This is a genomic window from Collinsella sp. LCP21S3_A9 (assembly GCF_052118785.1).
Lineage (GTDB): Bacteria > Actinomycetota > Coriobacteriia > Coriobacteriales > Coriobacteriaceae > Collinsella.
Genome location: NZ_JBQKGN010000004.1, coordinates 106,756 through 127,612, shown reverse-complemented (window position 1 = coordinate 127,612; position 20,857 = coordinate 106,756). Strand labels below are relative to the sequence as shown.

General features: G+C 58.0%; 17 protein-coding genes and 2 tRNA genes. 7 read left to right on the top strand and 12 right to left on the bottom strand.

Annotation, left to right across the window (positions count from 1 at the left end; genetic code table 11):
* The first annotated feature begins 94 nt into the window (after positions 1-94).
* Positions 95-1,282 (top strand): LicD family protein, encoded by a 1,188-nt coding sequence (locus ACTQ05_RS02885; RefSeq protein WP_441083465.1) that lies wholly within the window; start codon positions 95-97, stop codon positions 1,280-1,282.
* A 32-nt stretch (positions 1,283-1,314) separates the two neighbouring features.
* Complete coding sequence (locus tag ACTQ05_RS02880; RefSeq protein ID WP_441083464.1) at positions 1,315-3,156, top strand: hypothetical protein; 1,842 nt, start codon at positions 1,315-1,317, stop codon at positions 3,154-3,156.
* 31 nt (positions 3,157-3,187) lie between these two features.
* Here the strand turns inward: ACTQ05_RS02880 and ACTQ05_RS02875 are convergent, their stop codons facing one another.
* On the bottom strand, positions 3,188-4,117 hold the full coding sequence (locus tag ACTQ05_RS02875; protein WP_441537895.1) for a glycosyltransferase family 2 protein: 930 nt from the start codon (positions 4,115-4,117) through the stop codon (positions 3,188-3,190).
* 161 nt (positions 4,118-4,278) lie between these two features.
* Between ACTQ05_RS02875 and ACTQ05_RS02870 the strand changes: the two genes are divergently transcribed.
* The 3 genes from ACTQ05_RS02870 to ACTQ05_RS02860 all read left to right on the top strand — a co-directional run bounded on the left by ACTQ05_RS02870 (position 4,279) and on the right by ACTQ05_RS02860 (position 6,035).
* A complete protein-coding gene (locus tag ACTQ05_RS02870) occupies positions 4,279-5,124 on the top strand; it encodes an ABC transporter permease (protein ID WP_441063101.1) in 846 nt (281 codons plus the stop codon).
* A 12-nt stretch (positions 5,125-5,136) separates the two neighbouring features.
* Positions 5,137-5,904 carry an ABC transporter ATP-binding protein gene (locus tag ACTQ05_RS02865; protein WP_117776189.1) on the top strand — a complete coding sequence of 256 codons (768 nt, stop codon included), beginning with the start codon at positions 5,137-5,139 and terminating at the stop codon, positions 5,902-5,904.
* 54 nt (positions 5,905-5,958) lie between these two features.
* Positions 5,959-6,035: transfer RNA gene (locus ACTQ05_RS02860), tRNA-Arg, on the top strand.
* A 151-nt stretch (positions 6,036-6,186) separates the two neighbouring features.
* On the opposite strand, the gene glf is transcribed toward ACTQ05_RS02860, so the two are convergent.
* The 11 genes from glf to aroF form a co-directional block, all read right to left on the bottom strand.
* Positions 6,187-7,311, bottom strand: a complete 1,125-nt coding sequence (glf, locus tag ACTQ05_RS02855) for a UDP-galactopyranose mutase (protein ID WP_441063102.1) — start codon at positions 7,309-7,311, stop codon at positions 6,187-6,189.
* A gap of 153 nt (positions 7,312-7,464) precedes the next feature.
* Positions 7,465-8,466: a hypothetical protein gene (locus tag ACTQ05_RS02850; protein ID WP_441537894.1), complete on the bottom strand. Its 1,002-nt coding sequence runs from the start codon at positions 8,464-8,466 to the stop codon at positions 7,465-7,467.
* Positions 8,466-8,915, bottom strand: coding sequence for a DUF4869 domain-containing protein (locus tag ACTQ05_RS02845; protein ID WP_427748113.1), 450 nt, complete (start codon positions 8,913-8,915; stop codon positions 8,466-8,468). The genes ACTQ05_RS02850 and ACTQ05_RS02845 overlap by 1 nt, the downstream gene beginning before the upstream one ends.
* A gap of 129 nt (positions 8,916-9,044) precedes the next feature.
* Entirely contained in the window at positions 9,045-9,482 is a 438-nt protein-coding gene (gene aroQ, locus ACTQ05_RS02840) for a type II 3-dehydroquinate dehydratase (protein ID WP_441537893.1), read from the bottom strand.
* Positions 9,483-9,582: 100 nt separating this feature from the next.
* Positions 9,583-10,821 (bottom strand): shikimate kinase, encoded by a 1,239-nt coding sequence (locus ACTQ05_RS02835; RefSeq protein WP_441537892.1) that lies wholly within the window; start codon positions 10,819-10,821, stop codon positions 9,583-9,585.
* Positions 10,822-11,967, bottom strand: a complete 1,146-nt coding sequence (gene pheA / locus ACTQ05_RS02830; protein WP_441537891.1) for a prephenate dehydratase — start codon at positions 11,965-11,967, stop codon at positions 10,822-10,824.
* 168 nt (positions 11,968-12,135) lie between these two features.
* Positions 12,136-13,233 (bottom strand): chorismate synthase, encoded by a 1,098-nt coding sequence (gene aroC, locus ACTQ05_RS02825; RefSeq protein WP_441537890.1) that lies wholly within the window; start codon positions 13,231-13,233, stop codon positions 12,136-12,138.
* A gap of 1 nt (position 13,234) precedes the next feature.
* Positions 13,235-14,554, bottom strand: a complete 1,320-nt coding sequence (aroA, locus tag ACTQ05_RS02820; protein WP_441054287.1) for a 3-phosphoshikimate 1-carboxyvinyltransferase — start codon at positions 14,552-14,554, stop codon at positions 13,235-13,237.
* Positions 14,548-15,654: a 3-dehydroquinate synthase gene (gene aroB, locus ACTQ05_RS02815; protein WP_441537889.1), complete on the bottom strand. Its 1,107-nt coding sequence runs from the start codon at positions 15,652-15,654 to the stop codon at positions 14,548-14,550. The genes aroA and aroB overlap by 7 nt, the downstream gene beginning before the upstream one ends.
* A gap of 36 nt (positions 15,655-15,690) precedes the next feature.
* Positions 15,691-16,605 (bottom strand): prephenate dehydrogenase, encoded by a 915-nt coding sequence (locus ACTQ05_RS02810; protein ID WP_441537888.1) that lies wholly within the window; start codon positions 16,603-16,605, stop codon positions 15,691-15,693.
* A gap of 3 nt (positions 16,606-16,608) precedes the next feature.
* Positions 16,609-17,631: a 3-deoxy-7-phosphoheptulonate synthase gene (gene aroF, locus ACTQ05_RS02805; protein WP_427726922.1), complete on the bottom strand. Its 1,023-nt coding sequence runs from the start codon at positions 17,629-17,631 to the stop codon at positions 16,609-16,611.
* 203 nt (positions 17,632-17,834) lie between these two features.
* Between aroF and ACTQ05_RS02800 the strand changes: the two genes are divergently transcribed.
* Together ACTQ05_RS02800 and ACTQ05_RS02795 are read left to right on the top strand one after the other, a co-directional pair.
* Positions 17,835-17,911: transfer RNA gene (locus ACTQ05_RS02800), tRNA-Arg, on the top strand.
* A gap of 76 nt (positions 17,912-17,987) precedes the next feature.
* Positions 17,988-20,705, top strand: coding sequence for an HAD-IC family P-type ATPase (locus ACTQ05_RS02795; protein WP_441537887.1), 2,718 nt, complete (start codon positions 17,988-17,990; stop codon positions 20,703-20,705).
* Positions 20,706-20,857 lie beyond the last annotated feature (152 nt).

The window sequence follows — 20,857 nt, the reverse complement described above, 5'->3', positions numbered from 1 at the left end:
GTGTGAGTGGGTTTCAAAGTGGGACCCACTCATTCTTTTGTATCATAAGTGCAATTGTGCTTCTTTCATTGTTCGTTGATGGGAAGGTTAAGTCATGTCCTTGCTTTCAAATATAAAAAAGATTCTTCCCGGCTCATCCCGATCATTACATGCCATGCATGAGGATATGGATCGCCGTTTTGACGAGGTATTTTCGCGTATCGAGCAGGCTGATAACGGCATCAATATGAATATCAATTACAAATTCGATACTCGGTTATTTCCAGAAATTGAATTGCTCAAGCAACGCCAACAAAGCCTATCGGAACAGATGGCTCTTCGCTTTGAATTGCTGGCTCGGCGTGCATACCCCGATCTCACGCCCTTTGAGCTTCGTTGCAAAATCTTTGATGCGTTACCTGATGCCGAGGGTGATATTCGATTGATGCAGCAGGCAAATGCGGCGTTGATGAGCAAGCTAGACGCGATTTGCGCCGCCAATAATATCCAATACTGGCTTTCTTATGGCTCTCTTGTGGGGACTTTGTCTCGATCGGGGTTTATTCCTTGGGACGACGATATTGATATCTGCATGATTAGGTCCGATGTGGATAAGCTCACTGCCGCCTTAAAAGATGATCCTGATTATCAAATCACTCTTGTATACGACTGGTTTGTAAAGTGCCGTCAAGTTCGTTTTTGTTCAACTAACCCGCTTATTCCTTGTTTCGTAGACATTTCGATTTATGACTGGGCTGCCGAGAATTCTAAGCGCGCGAACAATCAGCTTAGGCAACTCAGAATTGAACTTATGGATTTCTTTGACCAAAATGAGGGTGAGTTTAGTTTTTGGAAAGATAATCCTTGGATGGTCCACCCTGACAGCGGTCTTAGTGTGCAGTGCGGGGATGTTGACTTGGAGGCTCAGAGAGCTGTTATTTCTTCTGCGGATATTGATCTTGTTCAGGGTGTTTTCGATTCGTATAACGAAAAGGCTCATGCACTTGGTTTGTTGACTGATGAGCCTCATGGCGATTTTGCATACGCGATTGATAACGTTTTTGATGCCCCTAAGCGTAAAATAATTTGGGATCGCAACGATATTCTTCCCGTAAGAAAGCATCCGTTTGGCGGTTTCTCTTTTTCGGTTCCTGCGAAAGCGGAAAAGGTCGCTGACGCCTGTTATCCTGGATGGCCTTACATGCCTATGGACATCTGCGGGCATGATCATTTTGCAAAGGATGTTTTGTCCGATCCCGATGTTCGCTCCGCGATGGCAAGGTTTGTTGACGAATGTAATTAGTAGTTACAACGGCTTTGATTAAGGTATTTAAAATGCAGTTTAAACTTGCGAATGTTGTACTTAAAATTGAAAAGCATGCAAAGTATTTTCCTGAACTCTACTATCGCGTGCTCTCCGGCGATGCTTCGTATGATGACAACATTCATTCACTTCATATCAATGGAAACGTTGACTTTCTGACGTATGTAAATGGCCTATCTGCATGTAAATGGCATCAATATGCGTCTGTTGACGGCGTCGTCTTGCATATGGCTTTATTTGGCAGAGGACGGGTTGTCGTTCATGGAGTGAGGTCTGGCGAGCTGAATCCTGTCGAGCTTAAATCGCATCCTTTTGATGGCGATAAACTTGATCCTTGCGTTCTCGATATCGATATCGATACAACCGGCTACGACTTGATCGGTTTTTGGATTGAGAGCGACGAGGGCTATTCCGTTGACCTTTTGAGCGCTTCCTACCTGACGGATGTTTCTGAGGGCTCAATTAACCCGATCAATCTTGCTCTTTCTACTACTACATTTAAGAATGAACGATATATTCTTCCAAACATTGAGCTTGTTAAAACCGGCATCTCTAAAGAGGATGGTCCGATTCGCGACCACTTCCACATGTTTGTCGTCGACAATGGCCAGACGCTCGATGCTGCGTCGCTTTCCGATGATCTGGTCACCGTGCTCCCGAACCCCAACACAGGCGGTTCGGGAGGATTCGCACGTGGAATGATGGCGGCTACCGAAACTCCAGGTCAGTTCACCCATATCATCTTGATGGATGACGATGTCTCCATCATGCCCGAGAGCTTGATTCGCACGTTCAACCTTCTTTCTCTTACTAAGGGAAAATATAAGGATGCCTTTATTAATGGCGCCATGCTTTCGATGGAGAATCCTATTCGCCAGTTCGAGGATGTCTCGTATGTGGCGACTACTGGTGCCTATCGTCGCGTAAAAGGGGATCTGAATGTTGGCAAGCTGGCTGACATCCTCGAAAATGAACGCATGAGCGTTGAGGTTGAACAAGCCTACGGAGCTTGGTGGTATAGCTGCATCCCTGTGAAAGCTATCGAAAAGAACGGTCTTCCCATGCCTTTCTTTATCCGCTGTGACGACGTTGAGTTTGGCATGCGCAATAAGCCTGTCTATATGACTATGAATTGCATTTGCGTGTGGCACGCAAGCTTTGAGGGGCGTTTCAGGGCTTCGGTGGATTGCTACCAGTACTTCCGCAACTTCTTTGCCATGATTGCTCTTGATGATTGTGCTGATGAGAAGATGTTTGTCCTTCGTATTCAGCGAGGGGTACGTCAGAACTTGCGCGATATGGACTATCAGGCTGCCGAGTTTATTCTCGATGGCTTTGAGGATTATCTGCGTGGCCCTGAGTATCTCCAGAAGCTTGATGGTGCCGTTACGATGATCGGCAAGGGTAAGTTAAACGAAAAGCTGATTCCTGTTTCCCAAATGGATCCAGAGCTTCTTCGTAATGCTGGGGTTACGGAGCAAGTGCTCGCTAATGTTAATCTGGAATTCCGTCCTTCAAAGTTTATGAAGTATTGGAGATCTATTCCTTACGACAAGCACTATCTTCCCGATGCGCTGTTGCGCGGGAAAGCTGGCTATGTAGTAAAGAACGGCAGCTGTACGCTTGAGGGCAACTCGACGCGCTGCAAGACGCTGGTCTTTCTTGATCCGACCCGCGAGAAAGGATCGGTTCGCACGATGGACCGAGCGCGGTTCAAGAGTATTCGCCGTCGAGAGCACGAACTGATGGCGCGCTATCGCAAAGAAGGCAAGAGCGTCAGGAGGACATGGAAAGATGCCATGCCGTACATGGCTTCTCGAGAGTTCTGGGAAGAGTACTTGGGTCTTAAATAAGATGAGGTCCGGATTAAGTCCGGACCTCATCTTATTTTGAATAGGTTTTATAGGCTTGTAGCTCCCATTGCTTTCTTTCGACCTTCGCAACCGAGTCGAGGATAAGCCCCGTTGCCAGACTAAGACCGCATAGGAACATGAACGAGACGGCGAGCATTGCGGTGGGGAAGCGGGGGACTAATCCGGTCTGGAAGTACTCTGCGACGATTGGTATACCGAGGGCGAGCCCTATGATGGCAAAGATGAGCGCGATAAGGCTAAAGAACTTGAGCGGACGATAGTCTTTAAAGAGCGTTCCGATCATTGCGATGACTTTGATGCCGTCGCTGACCGTATTGAGTTTGGATTCAGAGCCCTCAGGCCGATCTCGATACTCTACCGGCACGTCCTGAATGCGCCAGCGGTGATCGACGGCGTGGATGGAGAGCTCGGTTTCGATCTGGAAGCCCTCGCTCAATACGGGGAAGGTCTTGACGAAGGGCTTGCTCATGGCTCGGTAGCCGGTCATCACGTCGTCAAAGCTGTAGCCGTAAATCCATTTGATCATGGCACGAACAAGGTTGTTGCCAAAGCCGTGAAAGGCTCGTTTATTCTCCTCGGCATAGGTGCCGTTTGATAGGCGATCGCCAACGGTCATATCTGCTTCGCCGGTAAGGATGGGATTGCAGAGTGACTTGGCAGCTTCGGCGGGGTATGTATCGTCGCCGTCGACCATTAAGTAGCACTCGGCATCGATATCGCGGAACATTTGACGGCACACGTTACCTTTGCCCTGCCTGGGCTCGTGGCGCACCTTAGCCCCGTGCTGCTTGGCGATTTGCGAAGTGTCGTCGGACGAGTTGTTGTCGTAAACATAGACAACTGCGCCGGGCAGCTCTCGATGAAAATCGTCGACAACTTTGCCAATCGTCAGCGCTTCGTTGTAACAGGGGATTATGACGGCGGTATTCGAATAGTCCATGTAGGACCTCCTTTAATGACTCATCTGGTCGAAAGTATACCTATCGCCTGCCCCTTTGATTAGATATGGGTTAGTTCTCCAGATTTGTTGCGGTGGGTTATCGTCAACGTGGGAGGGCTATACTTTCCAATGTTATGTTTTACGAGACAAGGAGATGGTCCGTGGCTGACAATGTAGAGAGTCAGAAAGCGGTGGCTAAACCGGCCTCTCACGCTAAAAATGATTTTGAAAAGGACAAGTTCATTCTTAAGCAGCTTGTCACCAAAGATTTTAAAATCAAATATCGTCGCAGTGTTCTGGGCGTGGCGTGGTCCGTGCTTAACCCGCTGCTGATGATGGTTGTTATGTCGATCGTGTTTTCGACGATTTTTGGCCAGAGCCGCAATGGATCAATTACGCCCGAAATGTATCCGTTGTATCTGATTGTCGGTAACATTACGTTCTCCGTCATGTCTGAGTCGACGAACCAGGCACTCATGTCCATCATTTGGGCGTCGTCGCTACTCAAGAAGGTTAAGGTCCATCGCTGGGTGTTCCCGGTGCAGAAGGTGCTGTTCTCACTTGTCAACTTTTCCTTCTCTTTGGTTGCCGTCGCCCTTGTTATGCTCTTTTTCCGTGTGGTTCCTACCTGGCATTTAATTTTGCTGCCGGTTTGCTTGCTGTTGCTTATGTGCTTCTGCATGGGCTTGGGCATGATGCTGTCTGCGCTGGCGGTCTTTTTCCGCGATGTTATGCATCTGTGGACCGTCGTCATTACGGCCTGGATGTATCTGACGCCTATTTTCTGGACGACCGATTACATCAGCCAAATGGCACATTGGATTCAGGTGCTCGTGGTTGTCAATCCCATGTACAACTATCTCCAGTTTATGCGTGATATCTTCCTGTTTAATACCGTGCCTTCTGCGCTTACCTTTGGGCTGTGTGTTGTTTGGGCCGTTCTTGCCCTTGCTATTGGCTATACCGTGTTCCATAAGACCGAGCACAAGTTTATTCTCTACATCTAAGGAGTGCTGTTCATGACTGAATCTGCTATTGATTACAGCAAGCAGCCCCTTGCTGTTGAGGTCAAAGACGTCACCATGATCTTTAACATGGCGTCTGAGTCGCTTACAAACCTCAAGGAGTACTTTATTAAGCTCGCCAAGCACGAGCTGTTCTTTGAGGAGTTCCGTGCACTTAAGCACATTTCGTTCGACGTGCATCGCGGCGAGGTCGTTGGTCTTGTTGGCACCAATGGCTCCGGCAAGTCTACGATGCTCAAGATCATCGCTGGCGTTTTGGAGCCCAGCGAAGGCGAGGTTAAGGTCCATGGCAATATTGCACCGCTGATTGAGCTCGGTGCCGGCTTTGACCCGGAGCTTACCGCACGTGAGAACATCTATCTGAACGGTGCGCTGCTTGGCTATACCAAGGAGTTTATTGACGCTAGTTTTGACGAGATCATTGAGTTCGCCGAGCTTAAAGACTTCGTTGACATGCCGCTGAAGAACTTCTCTTCGGGTATGGTTGCGCGCATTGCCTTTGCTATCGCCACGATTACCGAGCCCGATATCCTCATCGTCGATGAGACGCTTTCTGTTGGCGATGTCTTTTTCCAGCAGAAGTGCGAGCGCCGCATTCAGCACTTTATCGAGAGTGGCGACGTCACGGTTTTGTTCGTTTCTCACTCCATGGAGCAGGTTGAGCGCATTTGCCAGCGTGCCGTATGGATCGAGAAGGGCGATCTACGCATGGATGGTCCCGTGGATGAGGTCTGCAAGGCGTACCACGACCAGTTCAAGTAGGTTATAATTTATTAGCCGTGTGAACTTGTACCCGCTTGGACGCGCGGCTTTTATGCTCCATTAGCTCAGTTGGATAGAGCAGGGGACTTCTAATCCCAAGGTCGACGGTTCGAATCCGCCATGGAGCACCATATGAGTTTTTGAAGACCCGGTTTAATGCCGGGTCTTTGCTTTTTGGGCACGTGGGCGCGCAGTGCTCCCTCAACAATAAGTCCGATGCAGCGATGCTGCACCGGACTTTCTACATCCCAGAATGGCTATCAGCCTTTGGCTGTTGTGGTCTTACGCCTCAGTCGGCTCTACGCCCAGCTCGTTGCGGACGAGCTCGAAGGCGGCGGCGATGGCCTTGTCCATGTCGTAGTACTTGTAGCCGCCCAAGCGACCGGCGAAGATCACGTCGCCCTCCTGTGCTGCTAGTTTCTCGTACTGCTTGTAGAGGGCCTCGTTCTTGGAGTCGTTGATGGGGTAGTAGGGCTCGTCGCCGGGCTTCCAGTCGGCCGGGTACTCGCGCGTGATAACGGTCTTGTCCTGCGTGCCGAACTCAAAGTGCTTGTGCTCGATGATGCGCGTGTAGGGGATCTCGCGCTCGGTGTAGTTGACTACGGCCACGCCCTGGTGGTCCTGCTCATCGAGCGTCTCGGTCTCAAAGCGCAGGCTGCGGTACTCCAGCGTGCCCAGCTTAAAGTCGTAGAACGCGTCGATGGGGCCGCAGTAGATCGTCTTGGCGGCGATATCGGGCTCGGCGGCGATCAGCTCCTTGTACTCCACGCCGCAGCGCACCTCGATGCCCTCGAGCATGTTGGCGACCATCTTGGTGTAGCCGCCCATGGGGATGCCCTGGTAACGGTCGTTGAAGTAGTTGTTGTCGTAGGTAAAGCGGCAGGGGAGGCGCTTGATGATGCTCGCGGGCAGGTCGCGGCAATCACGGCCCCACTGCTTCTCGGTGTAGCCCTTCACGAGCGTCTCGAAGATGTCGCGGCCGACGAGCGACAGCGCCTGTTCCTCAAGGTTCTGCGGCTCGCCGATGTTCTCGGCGGCCACCTGCTCGGCGATCTTGGCCTTGGCGTCTGCCGGCGTGACGACGCCCGGCCACATCTTGGCGAAGGTGTTCATGTTAAAGGGCATGTTGTACATGTTGCCGTGGAAGTTGGCGACCGGCGAGTTGACGTAGTTGTTGAACTCGGCGAAGCGGTTAACGTAGTCCCAGACGTCTTTCATGGAGGTGTGGAAGATGTGCGCGCCGTAGCGGTGGACTTGGATGCCCTCGACGTCCTCGGTGTAGATGTTGCCGGCGATGTGGTCGCGGCGGTCGATGACCAGGACCGACTTGCCGGCGCGCTTGGCGGCATTGGCAAAGACGGCGCCCGAAAGGCCGGCGCCGACGACGAGGTAATCGTACTGGGACATGGATATGCTCCTTTGTATGGCAATTGGACAGTTGCTTTAGATTTGGGACAGACAAGCCTGATGTATTCGTCCCTGGGGTTAGTGTAGCAGACGCTCCTTCAGCAGCTCCAGTGCGTGAGCGTTGCCAGGTTTCCAAATGAACTTAAGGACTCGCTATTCTGCCCGTAGGCACTCGGGTAAGACGCTCCCAACTGCATCTATTGCTTGCGGCTTTAGGTATTGCTCATTGAGCTTTGCCTTTTTGTAGGCATAGCGAGTGTCTGCCGAGTATTTGATCAACACATCGGTAAAGAACCGCTCCCAGCTCAGGTAGTCACGGCTTTCGATATAACTCGAAGGGTCCTCGAGGATCTTTGGGATGTCATTGCTGGGGATGAGGCCAGATCGCAGAAGTGTCCACTCAAATGATTCCGGGAGGAACAAGCGAACGTTCTTGTAAACGCGCTGTCCCAGCACCTTTTCGATGTAGGGGCCAAACGCTGCGCCGTCTCCAATGGCAAGAACGTTTTGCTCGGGGCATTCGTGAATCGTTCGTTTTAGGTTTGCTACGCCGGTAGCGGTGTAGCAGGGGATTCCCAGTCGGTTGCAAAGGGCGCTGTAGAATTGATAACCAGACTTGCTATCCTCGACAATTACGGCATCGGGATTGTCGAAACCTACGTTAAGGTCCTGATACAGCATACTTGCCGTGTGGTCATATAGCGGCTTGGTCACCGAGTAGAAGCGCCTGTCGCTCTTGCGGCCATTGATCGTCTTGCTTGTGGTGTTGACCAGTTTTAGGATCTCGTCGACGCTGTAGGGGAGCTCGTTGGCGTCGCGACGAGATATCAGAACAAAATAGTTGGACGAGCCGTTGACGGCTTTGGCGAAGTCCTTTGAGTAGATAAACTCGTTACCCTCATCTAGAAAGACGATTGAATCTTCGATGATCGACAGCTCGCGCTCCCAGCGTCTGCCAGAAAGCGTTTCGCAAGGTACGTCGCAGCTGAGTGCAACGCCGCTTTCCGGTCCTCGGTCGTTGTAGTCGCGAATCATCGAGATGAGCGTCGTTTTGCCCGTGCCGCTGTTGCCGCGTATGAAGGAAATATTTCGTTTAAACGTGAGCGTGTATTTGACCTTTGCACGCTCTACGACAACGGTGTGCGTTCCCCTCATTACTCATCAACATCCAAAAAGTCATTCGTGGCACCGACAAACTCCTGCATGTTCCTGACGATGCGGCCATCGTTTTCAATGCGGATTTCAAAGTTCTTCCAGGGGAATTTCATGATGTGGTAAAGGGTCACCAGCACATCCTGTTCTTTGCCGATCTTGAGTAGCCAGCGGGCACAGTTGTCTCCGCAGGTGGATGCGTTAAACACCATATTTGGGAGATTGCGCACCAGCAGCAGCGTCTTAACGCCGCCGGACAGTTCGAGTGGAGTGATTGAGCCCAGCTGCTTGCTTACGATGTTGTGGGGACCGATGAGCTCTGATCCGTCCACGCGTTTAATAATCTGTGCGGCCATGGGGTCTTCGAACCATGAGTCCAAGTATGAGTTCCTAAAATAGGTTTCGGTATCGTAGATGGAACCGGGGTAATCCCCCAGGTGAATGCTCAGCATGTGGGTCTCCAGACGTAGTGTGACTGCAACGATTATATGCCAGTAATAAAATGCCGGCAGCAGCGAGGTCGCTACTGCCGGCGCTGGCTTTATTAGCGCGTAGTCGTTTTGATGGATTTGCTCGCGACGCTACTTTTCGAGATGCTCCCTCAGCAGCTCCAGCGCGTGAGCGTAGCCCTGGAGGCCTTCGCCGGTGATGGTGGCGAAGCAAGCCAGGCGCGCATAACTCACCTGACGGAAGTCCTCGCGCGTCTCGACGGCGCTGATGTGGACTTCCACTGCGGGGATGGCGACGGCTTTGAGGGCGTCGAGGATGGCCACGCTCGTATGCGTGTAGGCAGCCGGGTTGATGACGATGCCGTCGACCTCGCCGTAGGCCTCCTGGATCTTGTCGACGATGCTGCCCTCGTGGTTGGACTGGAAGACCTCGACCTCGTCAAAGCCCTGTGCGGCTCCTGCCTCCTGGCAGATCTGGACCAGGCGGTCGTAGTTGTCGCTGCCGTAGATGCCCGGCTCGCGAATGCCGAGCATGTTGAGGTTGGGGCCGTTGATGACGAGTGCTTTCATGGTTGCTTCCTTTGTGGTCTGGTTGGTGGAGGGGCTTGCTGTCTGCGGCGTTTGCCCAGATAAAACCTGCCAAAATAAACCTGTCCCTTTTTGGCAGGTTTTAGAGGGTGTCGAGGACGGCGCGGGCGGTGTTGGCGGCGCAGTCGCGTGAGTCGATGATGCAATCGGCCCAGGCGCGGTAGCGCGGCATGCGCTGCTCGGCGAGCTTATCGATGCCATCGCGGGCGGTGATGGGGCGACCCTTGTGGGCGAGCTCTTCGAGCTTGCGGTTGAGCATTACGATCTGGCTGTTCTGATGCAGCAGCGGGTAGTTCTCGTCGCGCGTGACCACGCCGCCGCCGGTGGAGAGCACCAGGCCACTGCGCTTGGAGATGTCGGCCAGTGCCGACGTCTCCTGCTCGCGGAATGCCGCCTCGCCGCGCTCGACGATAAAGTCGGCACAGGGCATGCCCAGACGCTCCTCGAGCGCGCGGTCCAAGTCGATGTGCTCGCGGCCCGTTAGCTGGGCGATCTGCTCGCCCACGCGGGTCTTGCCCGAGCCCGGCATGCCGATGAGCGCGATGTTCTGCTCGCGGCGAGACAAGCGCTCCGTCACATCCAGGATGCGCTCGCGCGGGGTGGCTTGGCCGGTATAGCGCTCAACAGCCTGTGCCGCTTGGGCCACGAGCATCAGCAGGCCGCCGATGCAGGGGATGCCACGGCGCTCGGCCTCGAGCATGAGTCCCGTGCGGGCGGGATTGTAGACAATGTCGATGACGCCCTTGAGCGCATCGAGCCCTTCGAGCGTGCAGGGAGCGTCGGGGCAGTGAGGGAACATGCCGGCGGGCGTGCAGTTGACGAGCAGCGTCGCGTCGGACTGCTGCGCGATGTTATCGTAGTTGACATCGCTCGTGCGGCCGACAGGCACCACGACGGCGCCCAGGTCACCGAGCACCATGCTGGCCGTGGTGCCGGCACCACCGGTGGCGCCGAGCACAAGGACCTTCTTGCCGGCAACCTCTACGCCCAACTCCTCGACCAGGCACTGAAAACCAAAGTAGTCGGTGTTGTCGCCGCGCAGGCGGCCGTCGGGCAGGCGTGTGATGGTGTTGACGTTGCCCATGCGCTCGGCCAGCGGACTCAGCTCGTCCAAGTATTCCATGACGGCGCGCTTGTAGGGGATGGTCACGTTGGTGCCCTCCCACTCGTCGCCCGTCATAAAGGCTTCGAGGTCCTCGGGCTCGCGCTCAAAGCGCACGTATTCCAGCCCCGCGAGCTCCTTGTAGATGGTCGGGGTGTAGCTGTGCCCCAGCACGCGGCCCAGCACGCCGTAGGGGCGGGTTGCAGCGGTTTCGGTCATCTAGAGCACCTCCGTGTAGCTGCCAAAGTAGGTGAAACTCTCGCACACGTCGTCAATCGAGTCGAGCAGGTCGTCGAGGGCCTTGCTGCCAAAGGGGCAGTCCAGGTCAAAGTAGAACATAAACTCAAAGTCGTGCCCGGGGATGGGGCGGCTTTCGAGCTTGATGAGGTTGATGTTGAGCGCGTAGAAGCGCTCGAGCACGCGGTAGAGGGCGCCCGGCTCATTGGCCGTAGTGATCATGAGCGAGGTACGGTTGGCACCGGGATAGACGCGCGGCTCGCGGCAGATGACGACAAAGCGCGTGTAGTTATTGTCCGAGTCCTGGATATTGGGCTCCAGCACCTCGAGGCCATACAGCGCGGCACAGCTGCGCGAGGCGATGGCGGCGACGTCGGTGCGATCGGAGTTGGCGACCATCTCGGCCGACATAGCAGTGTTGGGGTACTTGGTGGCATGCAGGTCGTGGGCCTCGATAAAGCCGGCGCACTGGGCGATGGCCTGGCCATGGCTGTAGACCTCGCGCACGTCGGCGAGCTTGGTGCCGGGCTTGACGAGCAGGTTGTGATCGATCTTGAGGCGCAGCGAACGCACGATGTGGAAATCGAACTGTGCGAGAAGATCGTAGACGGCGTTGACCGAGCCGGCGGTTGAGTTTTCGATGGGCAGCACGCCAAACTCGCAGAAGCCGTCGCGTACGGCGCGCATAACGCCCTCAAAGGTCTCGAAGAACGCAATATCGGGCACGTTGAAGAGCTTGCACGCGGCGATCTGGCTGTAGGCGCCCTCAACGCCCTGGCAGGCGACGGTGGCCGTCTGAGGGAAAGGTGTGTCAAATGCTGCTGCCGTGGCATGGGCCTTTTGCGACACCGTGATGCCCTTGAGCTCGTTGATGTAGCGCTGCTGCTCGGCCTTGCTCATGCTCATGAGGAGGCGGAACAGGGTGATGGTCTGGGCCTCGTAGCGCTCGGGCGCGCGGCCGGCGAGGTTGTTGAGTTTGGAGCGCTCGCGGGCGGGGTCGAAGACGGCCTTGCCCATCTCGATCTTTGACTTGGCGACCTCGGTGGCAATGTCCATGCGCTCGACAAAGCTATTGAGGAGCGTGGTATCGATGCCGTCGATGGCCTGGCGAATATCGGCAAGGTCCATGGAGACCCCTTTCGTGAATCGTTGCCTGGGGTAGTTAATTTGGGACGGGGCTTTTTTAGCTACCCTTTGACTGGCGGCGAATCGATGGGTGCCGGGGCAAATACTCACTGGCATATGGGGGTAGCTAAAAAGCCCCGTCCCAAATTAGCTACCCTCGGGGTGGGTGGGCTAAAGCTGGGCGGCGTCCTCGAGGAGGGCGTCCCAGATGGCCAGCGCTGCGGCTGCCTCGGCTACGGGGACGGCGCGCGGGACGATGCAGGGGTCGTGGCGGCCGTGGACCGAGAGCTCCGCATTTTCCATGGCGTCCATGTCCACGGTCTGCTGCTCGCGTCCGATGGAGGGCGTCGGCTTTACGGCCATCCGCCACATGACGGGTGCGCCGGTGGAGATGCCGCCCAGGATGCCGCCGGCGTTGTTGGACTCGACCGCAATCTCGCCGGTCTCGGCATCTATGCGGTACGGATCGTTGTTCTCGCTGGCGCGCATAGCGGCCACGGCAAAGCCCATACCAAACTCCACGCCCTTTACGGCGGGAATGCCAAAGGCGATTTGCGCGATGCGGTTCTCGATGCCGTCGAACATGGGGTCGCCGATGCCCGCGGGAAGGCCGTAGATGCCGCACTCCACGATGCCACCGATGCTATCAAGCTCGTCGCGTGCGGCTAGGATCTCCTCGCGCATGCGGCCGGCTGCGGCGGCGTCAATGCACGGCAGATCGTTCGTAAGGATCGCCTTGCGGTCGGACTCGCGATAGACCATGTCGTCCATGGGCAGGTCGGAAATGCCGCCGATCTGCGCGACGTGCGCCATCACCTTGATGCCGCGGGCCTCGAGCGCCTGCAGCGCAATGCCGCCGGCGATGCATAAGGGGGCCGTCAGGCGGCCGGAGAAATGTCCGCCACCGGCGACATCGTGCATGTTGTGGTACTTCACGCGCGCGGGGTAGTCCGCATGGCCCGGACGTGGCTTGCGGCGCAGCTCGGAGTAGTCCTTGGAGCGCGTGTTGGTGTTCTCAATGATCGCAGCGATGGGCGCGCCGGTGGTGTGTCCATCGACCACACCGGCAATGATGTGCGCGGCGTCGGCCTCGCGGCGCTTGGTCGCGGTCTCGTCGCGACCGGGGGCGCGACGATCGAGGAAGGCCTGCAGCTGCTCCTGGTCAACGGCGATACCTGCCGGAATGCCGTCGAGCGAGCAGCCGATGGCGGGGGAGTGCGACTGGCCGAAGATGCTTAAGTGCAAAACGTTGCCAAAGGTCGAGGACATGCTACTCCTCCTCGAGCGTGACCTTGCCGCCCAGCAGGCGGTAGTGGTCAAAGAAATCGGGATAGGACTTGTTGACGGCCTCGGCGCCGTGGATCACAACTTCGCCGGTAGCACGGCTCGCGGCGATGGCGGCCATCATGGCGATACGATGGTCGTTGTGCGAATCGACCTCGCCGCCGGTAAAGGCATCGACACCCTTGATGATGAGGTCGTCGCCGGCAATGCGCACCTGCGCGCCCAGCGCGGTGAGCTCACGGGTGGTGGTAGCCAAGCGATCGGATTCCTTAATGCGTAGGCGGGCGCAATCGCGGATGAACGTGCGGCCTTGTGCCAGCGATGCCACGGCCGAGATAACGGGTACCAGGTCGGGGATGTCGTGCGCGCTCATCTCAAAGCCGGCGAGCTTATCGGACTGCACGGTGGCGGCGTTGGTGGAGCGCACGATGCGGGCGCCAAAGCGCGAAAGCGCGGCAAGCACGTTGCGGTCGCCTTGCGCGGAGCTCAGCGACACGCCCTCGACGGTGATGGGGTCGGAGCCGATGGCGCCGGCACACAGCCAAAAGGCGGCGTTGGACCAGTCGCCCTCGACAGCCACGCTGCCAGGCGTGCGGTACGAGCCGCTGCTCACGCGGAAGTTCGTGACCTCGGGCTTGCCATTCTTGGCGGGGATGCGCTCGACGTTGACCTCGACGCCGAAGGCCTTCATGGCCTGGATGGTCAGGTTGATATAGGGGCGACTTTCGATAAGGCCGGTCACCTGCACGCAGGAGGGCTGGGCCAGCAGCGGGGCCGCCAACAGTAGACCGGAGATGTACTGTGAGCTCACATTGCCCGGCAGGATAAAAGTACCCGGGCGCATGCGGCCACTTGTCTTGAGCGGAAAGCCGCCCAGGCCCTGCAGGTCGCAGCCGGCGGCGATGATCTCGTCCGAGAGCGGGGAGAGCGGGCGGGCGCCCAGACGGCCCTGGCCCACAAAGGTTGCCTCTGCCCCCAGCGCGCAGGCGACGGGTAGCATAAAGCGGAGGGTGGAGCCGCTCTCGCCGCAGTCGAGCGTGCCGCCGGCAAGTGCTTTGAGCAGGCCAAACTCAATACTCTTCATAGTGGGATGGACCTGGAAGCCATCCTCGACGGTCTCGATGCGGGCGCCGAGCGCCGTGAGGCAGCGCACCGTGGCCTCGATATCGGCGCAGGTGGTGTTGCAGGTCACATGCGTCTCTCCGTTGGCAAGGGCGGCGCAGATGATCAGGCGGTGCGCCATCGACTTGGATGCGATGGCGGGGACGGTGCCCTTGAGTGGGGACGGAGTGATGCGGGCTAGCATGTGGAGGCGTCTCCCTTCTGGCCGAGGCCCTCGGCAATTAAATCATGAAAGACGGAAAGCGGCGTGCGGTCGATGCTGCAGCGGCCAATGCCGTGCGGAATTACCAGGTCGATGGTGTCACCGGCGCGCTTTTTATCGTGGAGTGCCTCGGCAAAGACGGCGTCGGCCGAAAGCTCGCAGCGGGTCTTAAGGCCGTGGCGGGCGCAGAGCTCCTCGATGCGGCCGGGCAGCTCGGCGTCGCAAATGCCGTGCAGGGCTGCGGCGCGCGTGATGATGCCCATGCCGATCGACACGCAGTTGCCATGTCCCAGCTCAAAGTGCTCGCAGGCCTCGACAGCGTGTCCAGCGCTGTGTCCAAAGTTGAGCAGCTTGCGCTGGTTGGTCTCGCGCTCATCGGCGACAACCACGGCGCGTTTAATGTCGATATTGCGGGCGATGATGAGCGCCACACGGGCCACGTCCCGGTTGAGGAGCTCCAGTGTGAGCGGGGTTTTCTCCAACTCGGTGAAAAGCTCGGGGTCGGCGATCACGGCGTGTTTGACGACCTCTCCGCAGCCGTCGGCGAACTGCTCGGGCGTGAGGGTGGCGAGACACCCCACGTCGGCAATAACAACACTCGGCTGCCAAAAGGCGCCGGCCAGGTTTTTGCCGGCGGCCAGGTCGATGGCCGTCTTGCCGCCCACCGACGAATCAACCATAGCGAGCAGGCTCGTGGGGATCTGCACAAATTTACAGCCGCGCATGTAGGTGGCGGCCACAAAGCCAGCCACGTCGCCTACAACGCCGCCGCCGAGTGCCACGATCACGTCGGAGCGCGAAAGCTCGTGCTCGGCCACAAACTCCAAGATGTTGATGTAGGTCTCGGCGCGCTTGTGGGCCTCGCCGGCCTCGAAGGTGCAGACACTCACCGTATAGCCCGCAGCCTCCAGGCTCTGCTTAACGGGCATTTGGTAGAGCGGACCCACGTTGGTGTCTGTCACAATGACGGCGCGCGATCCGCCGGCGGTGGCGCGCACGAGCGGGCCCGCCTGCTCCAGCAAAAACGTGCCGACGTGCACCTGGTAGGGGCGTGCGGTGTCGATATCGATGGTAATCGCCATAAGCTTTGGTCCTTTCGACCTGGCGTGATAGGTGGTCTAGTGGGTGGCCTCGTCGTCGAGCGCGCGCTTGATGCGGTCGCCCTCGGCAAGGAGATTCTCAAGATAGCGCTGGTCGCGGTCCTTGAGCGCACGGCTGTAGGCGCCGAGCGAGTCGATCAGATGGTCGATCTCGAAGGCGAGCGCATCGGCGTCGTCAATCATGAGCTCGGACCACATTTGCGGGTTGAGGTGCGCCACGCGGGTAAGGTCGCGGTAGCTACCGGCCGAAAAGCCGTGGTGAACCTGGGCAGTCGGGCTTTTGACGTAGGCGTTTGAGACGACGTGCGCGAGCTGGCTCGTAAAGGCGATCACGCGGTCGTGCTCGGCGGCGGTGGTCACGCTGAACTTGCCAAAGCCTAAGGGGCGCACCATTTCGCGCACCTGGCCTAAAAGCTCAAGCTTGAGCGCATCGTCCACCGCGGGCGGCACGAGCACGAGTGGCGCGCCCTGGAACAGGTCGGCACGGGAGTGAGCGTAGCCCGAGTACTGGGTGCCCGCCATGGGGTGCGCGCCCACAAAGTAAAACCCGTACTCGCGGGCGAGTTCGAAGGCACGCTCGCATACGATGCCCTTCACGCCCACGGTGTCAATCACCACGGGCCCCATGATGGCCTCGGTATCGGTGGCGTCGGCGAGTGCCTGGGCGTGCGTCTCGAGCCACTCGATGCAGGCCTCGGGGTAACAGGCCAGCACGATGATGTCGCACTCGCCGAGCGTCTCGTCGCTGAGCTCGCCGGCGACGGTGCCCATGCTGGCGGCCGTCATGACGTCATCGTCGGGGTCCCAGGCCAGCACGCGGACGCCCGCCTGCGCATAGCCGCGGGCAAAGCTGCCGCCGATCAGACCCAGGCCCACAACGCCGGCGCATTTGGGGCCGCCCTGGTTAACGCGTGCGTTTCTTACCGTACCCATGGGCTACTCCATGGTCTCTTGGCAGACAACCTCGCGGATGGCGCGGATACGGCGCATGGTGTCGTCGAACTGGTCGGGGGTGAGGGCCTGGGCGCCGTCGGACCACGCGCGGCTGGGCTCGTCGTGGACCTCGATCTCCAGACCGTTGGCGCCGCAGGCGGTCGCGGCGAGCGCCATGGGTTCAACGTAGCGGGTGTAGCCGGTGGCGTGGCTGGGGTCGGCCACGACGGGCAGGTGCGACAGGTGGTGTAGCACCGGCACGGCGTTGAGGTCGAAGGTGTTACGGGTGCGGGTCTCGAAGGTGCGAATGCCGCGCTCGCACAGGATGACGTTGTCGTTGCCCTCGCTCATGATGTACTCGGCAGCCATGAGCAGCTCGTCGACGGTGCCGGACATGCCGCGCTTGAGCAGGACCGGGGTCTTGGTCTTGCCGACCTCCTTGAGCAGAGGGAAGTTCTGCGCGTTGCGGGCGCCAATCTGCATGACGTCAATCTTCTTATCCAAGAAGACCTGCACGTCGCGCGGGTCCATGATCTCGGTGACGATCGGCATGTCGAGCTCGGCCGATGCCTCGCATAGCAGGTCCAGGCCGGCGGGGCCCATGCCCTGGTAGGCGTAAGGGGAGGTGCGGGGCTTGTAGGCACCTCCTCGCAGCATGGTGGCGCCGGCGGCCTTTACGCGGCGTGCGATGCGAATGAGGTTTTCGCCCTCGACGGAGCAGGGTCCGGCGATGACCTGGAACTGGTCGCCGCCGATCTTGATGCCGTGGCCGCAGTCGATGACGGAGTCCTCGGGGTGGAACTTGCGGTTGGCACGCTTGAACGGCTCGGAGACGCGCTGCACACGCTCGACGACGTCCATGGACTCGAGCAGGAACGGGTCGATCTTGGTCGTATCGCCCACCAGGCCGATGATGGTCTCGTTCTCGCCCCGCGACACGTCGGTTTTGAGACCCTTCTTCTCAATCCAGCTGACGATGTGGCCGATGGCCTCATCGCTTGCGCTCCGCTTTAAAATTGCAATCATGGTGTGCCTCTCACCTCGATGGATAACCCTTGCAAAAACGGCCCGCAGTGCGAGCCGTATCATATGGTGCATGAGAGTTTATACTAATTATTTTACTTTTGCGTCCTAAAGTGAGCCGTTGCGCTTCGTCTCCCACGTAATTGCAAAGCTTTTTCTGTTATGTTGTTAGCTCATGGCGCACTTGGGTATAATGCCAACCGTTGGCCCTATTAGCTCAGGGGATTAGAGCGTCTGCCTCCGGAGCAGAAGGCCGTTGGTTCGAATCCAACATGGGGCACCATCGAACGTAAGACCGTCCGAACCTCGCATGGTCCGGGCGGTTTTTCTTATACCGACGCGACGTGATAGGACGTGGTATGGCAACGACGGATATCGAGCGCGGACTTTCGACCGCCGAGGTCGAGGAGCGCATTGCCGCCGGCAAGATCAACCGCAACATGGAGCTTAAGACCAAATCGGTTCGTGAGCTTATCATCGAAAATCTCTGCACGCTGTTCAATCTGATCAACGTGATTTTAGCGATTTTGGTCATTATGACCGGATCGTTTAAGAACCTGACGTTCCTGTTCGTGGTGTTCCTCAATACCGCTATTGGCGTTATCCAGTCCATGCGCTCCAAGAAGATGGTCGATAAGCTCACACTGCTGACCTCTAAGAAGGCCATCGCGGTGCGCGATGGTGCCGAGGTGGAGCTCGACTTGGACCAGATCGTGCTCGACGACATCATTCGTCTGGGGCGCGGTGACCAGATACCTGCCGACGCCGTGGTGGTATCGGGCGAGGCGCTCGTTAACGAAAGTCTGCTGACGGGCGAGAGCGACCTCATCAAAAAGCAGCCTGGCTCCGAGCTCATGAGCGGCAGCTTTATCGACTCGGGCCTGTTGCGTGCCCGCGTGGTCCATGTTGGTGCGGATAACTATGTGGCCAAGATCAACGACGAGGCCAAGTACGTCAAAAAGGTCAATTCCGAGATCATGAACGCGCTCAACGCCATCGTGCGCTTTGCGAGCGTCATCATGATTCCGCTCGGTCTGGCCTTGTTTGCCGCGAGTGTGAGCGGGCTATGGGATGCCGCCGGTACGCCGGGCAATAGCGCGCTTTCGTGGTGCTTTTCCGAGCTGCTGGCCGGTCGCGTGCCTTCGTCGGCGCTGCTGTCCACGGTGGGCGCTCTTTTGGGCATGATTCCGCAGGGCCTGGTGCTGCTGACCTCGTCGGTGCTTGCCATCGCCACGGTGCGCCTGGCGCGCCGCAAGGTACTCGCGCAACAGCTCTATTGCATCGAGACGCTCGCGCGCGTCGACGTGCTGTGTCTGGACAAGACGGGCACTATCACGTCGGGTCGCATGGAGGTCGAGGGCACCTATCCGTTGCCCGTTGAGGGTGTGGGCTTGGCCCCGGACGAGGCACCTGTCCCCGTCGATACTACCGTGCTCGATTTTGCGCTTGCCAATGTCGCGCGCGCGACCTCGGCTGATGCCAATGAGACCTGCCAGGCGCTGCTCAACTACTACGCCGACCGCCCGGTCGAGGTGTCCGAGCCGCTGTCGGTCATTCCGTTTTCGTCCTCCAAAAAGTGGAGCGGCGCCTCGTTTGCGCAGGGCTCCTATGTGATGGGCGCCGCTCAATTTGTGCTTTCGGAGCGTATCTTTGCGCAGGTCGAAAATCGTGTGGCCGAGCTTGCCGACACCTGCCGCGTGCTCGTGGTGGCCCGTGTGGACGGCTTTACGCCCGATGGCGATATGGTGGGCGAGGCCGAGCCCGTGGGCTTTGTGACCATTCGCGATGAGATTCGCACTTCGGCCGCCGAGACCATCGGCTACTTTAACGAGCAGGGTGTGACCCTTAACGTGATCAGTGGCGACGACCCGCGCACGGTGTCGTCGATCGCACGCGTGGTGGGCGTGCCGGGGGCGGACGCTTATGTGGACGCCACGACGCTCGATACGCCGTCCAAGATTGATGCGGCGGTGGACCGCTATCACGTCTTTGGCCGCGTGACCCCGCAGCAGAAGCGCGAGCTCGTGCAGGCGCTCAAGCGTCGTGGCCATACCGTTGCCATGACGGGCGACGGCGTCAACGATGTGCTGGCACTCAAGGAGGCGGACTGCTCCGTGGCCATGGCCGCCGGTTCCGATGCCGCACGCAACGTGGCCGAAATCGTGCTGGTCGATAACGACTTTGCCTCGATGCCTGCCGTGGTGGCCGAGGGCCGTCGCTCCATCAACAACCTGCAGCGTTCGGCGTCGCTGTTCCTGACCAAGACGCTGTTTTCGATGGGCCTGGCGGCGCTGTGCATCGCGCTGCCGCCGTATCCCTTTGAGCCTATCCAGATGACGCTCATCAACTTCTTCTGCATCGGCGCGCCGGGCTTTGTGCTGGGCCTTGAGCCCAACAATGCCCGCGTGAAGGGGTCGTTCTTAACCAACGTGCTCAAGCGCGCGCTGCCGGCGTCGGTTGCAGTCATTTTGGCCGCGGCGCTCGACATCTTTGTGGCGCGCGTGTTTGGCTTTAGCCAACTCACGCTGTCGACGATGTGCCTTCTCACGTCGTGCGCGGCAAGCGTGAGCCTGATCTGGCGTATCTCGCAGCCGCTCACTCCCTTGCGCGTGGTGCTCTTTGTATTTGTCGTCGTCGGCATCTTGGCGGGCGTTATCGGATTCCCCGAGCTGCTGTCTATCGCCAACTTGTCGATGGGCGAGGCAATTATCCTTCTGGTGATTGTGGTCTTTACTTGCGGCGTGTTCTTTAAACTCGCCACGATGATGGATTCGCTTAAGCCGCGTCGCCGTCATGCCGCCACTGGCTTTGGCCGCGGCGTGCGCGTTCGCTTGGGCCGCGGTGGCGGCAAGGTGAGCTCGACGGGCTCGACGGCCGAGCGTTTTGCCAAGCGCGTCGCCGCCGACATGGCGCAGCGCCGCGAGGAGCGTACGACCCGTGAGGCCGAGGCCCGCGCGCTCGAGGGCGTGGAAAAGACCCAGCCCAAGAAAAAGAAGGGCGCGGGCGTCAAGCGCTCGCGTGTGACCAAGTCCGCCCAGGGCATTAAGGTTTCGATGCCGAGCAAAAAGAAGAAGTAACCGCACCTCACAGGGTAGCTAATTTGGGACGGGGCTTTTTTAGCTGCCCTGGCCGCCAATCGGCCAAATAGATCGCGTCATCAGCCAGGGCAGCTAAAAAAGCCCCGTCCCAAATTAGCTACCCTGCGATGTTGAATTGGTGCCCTGTGCCT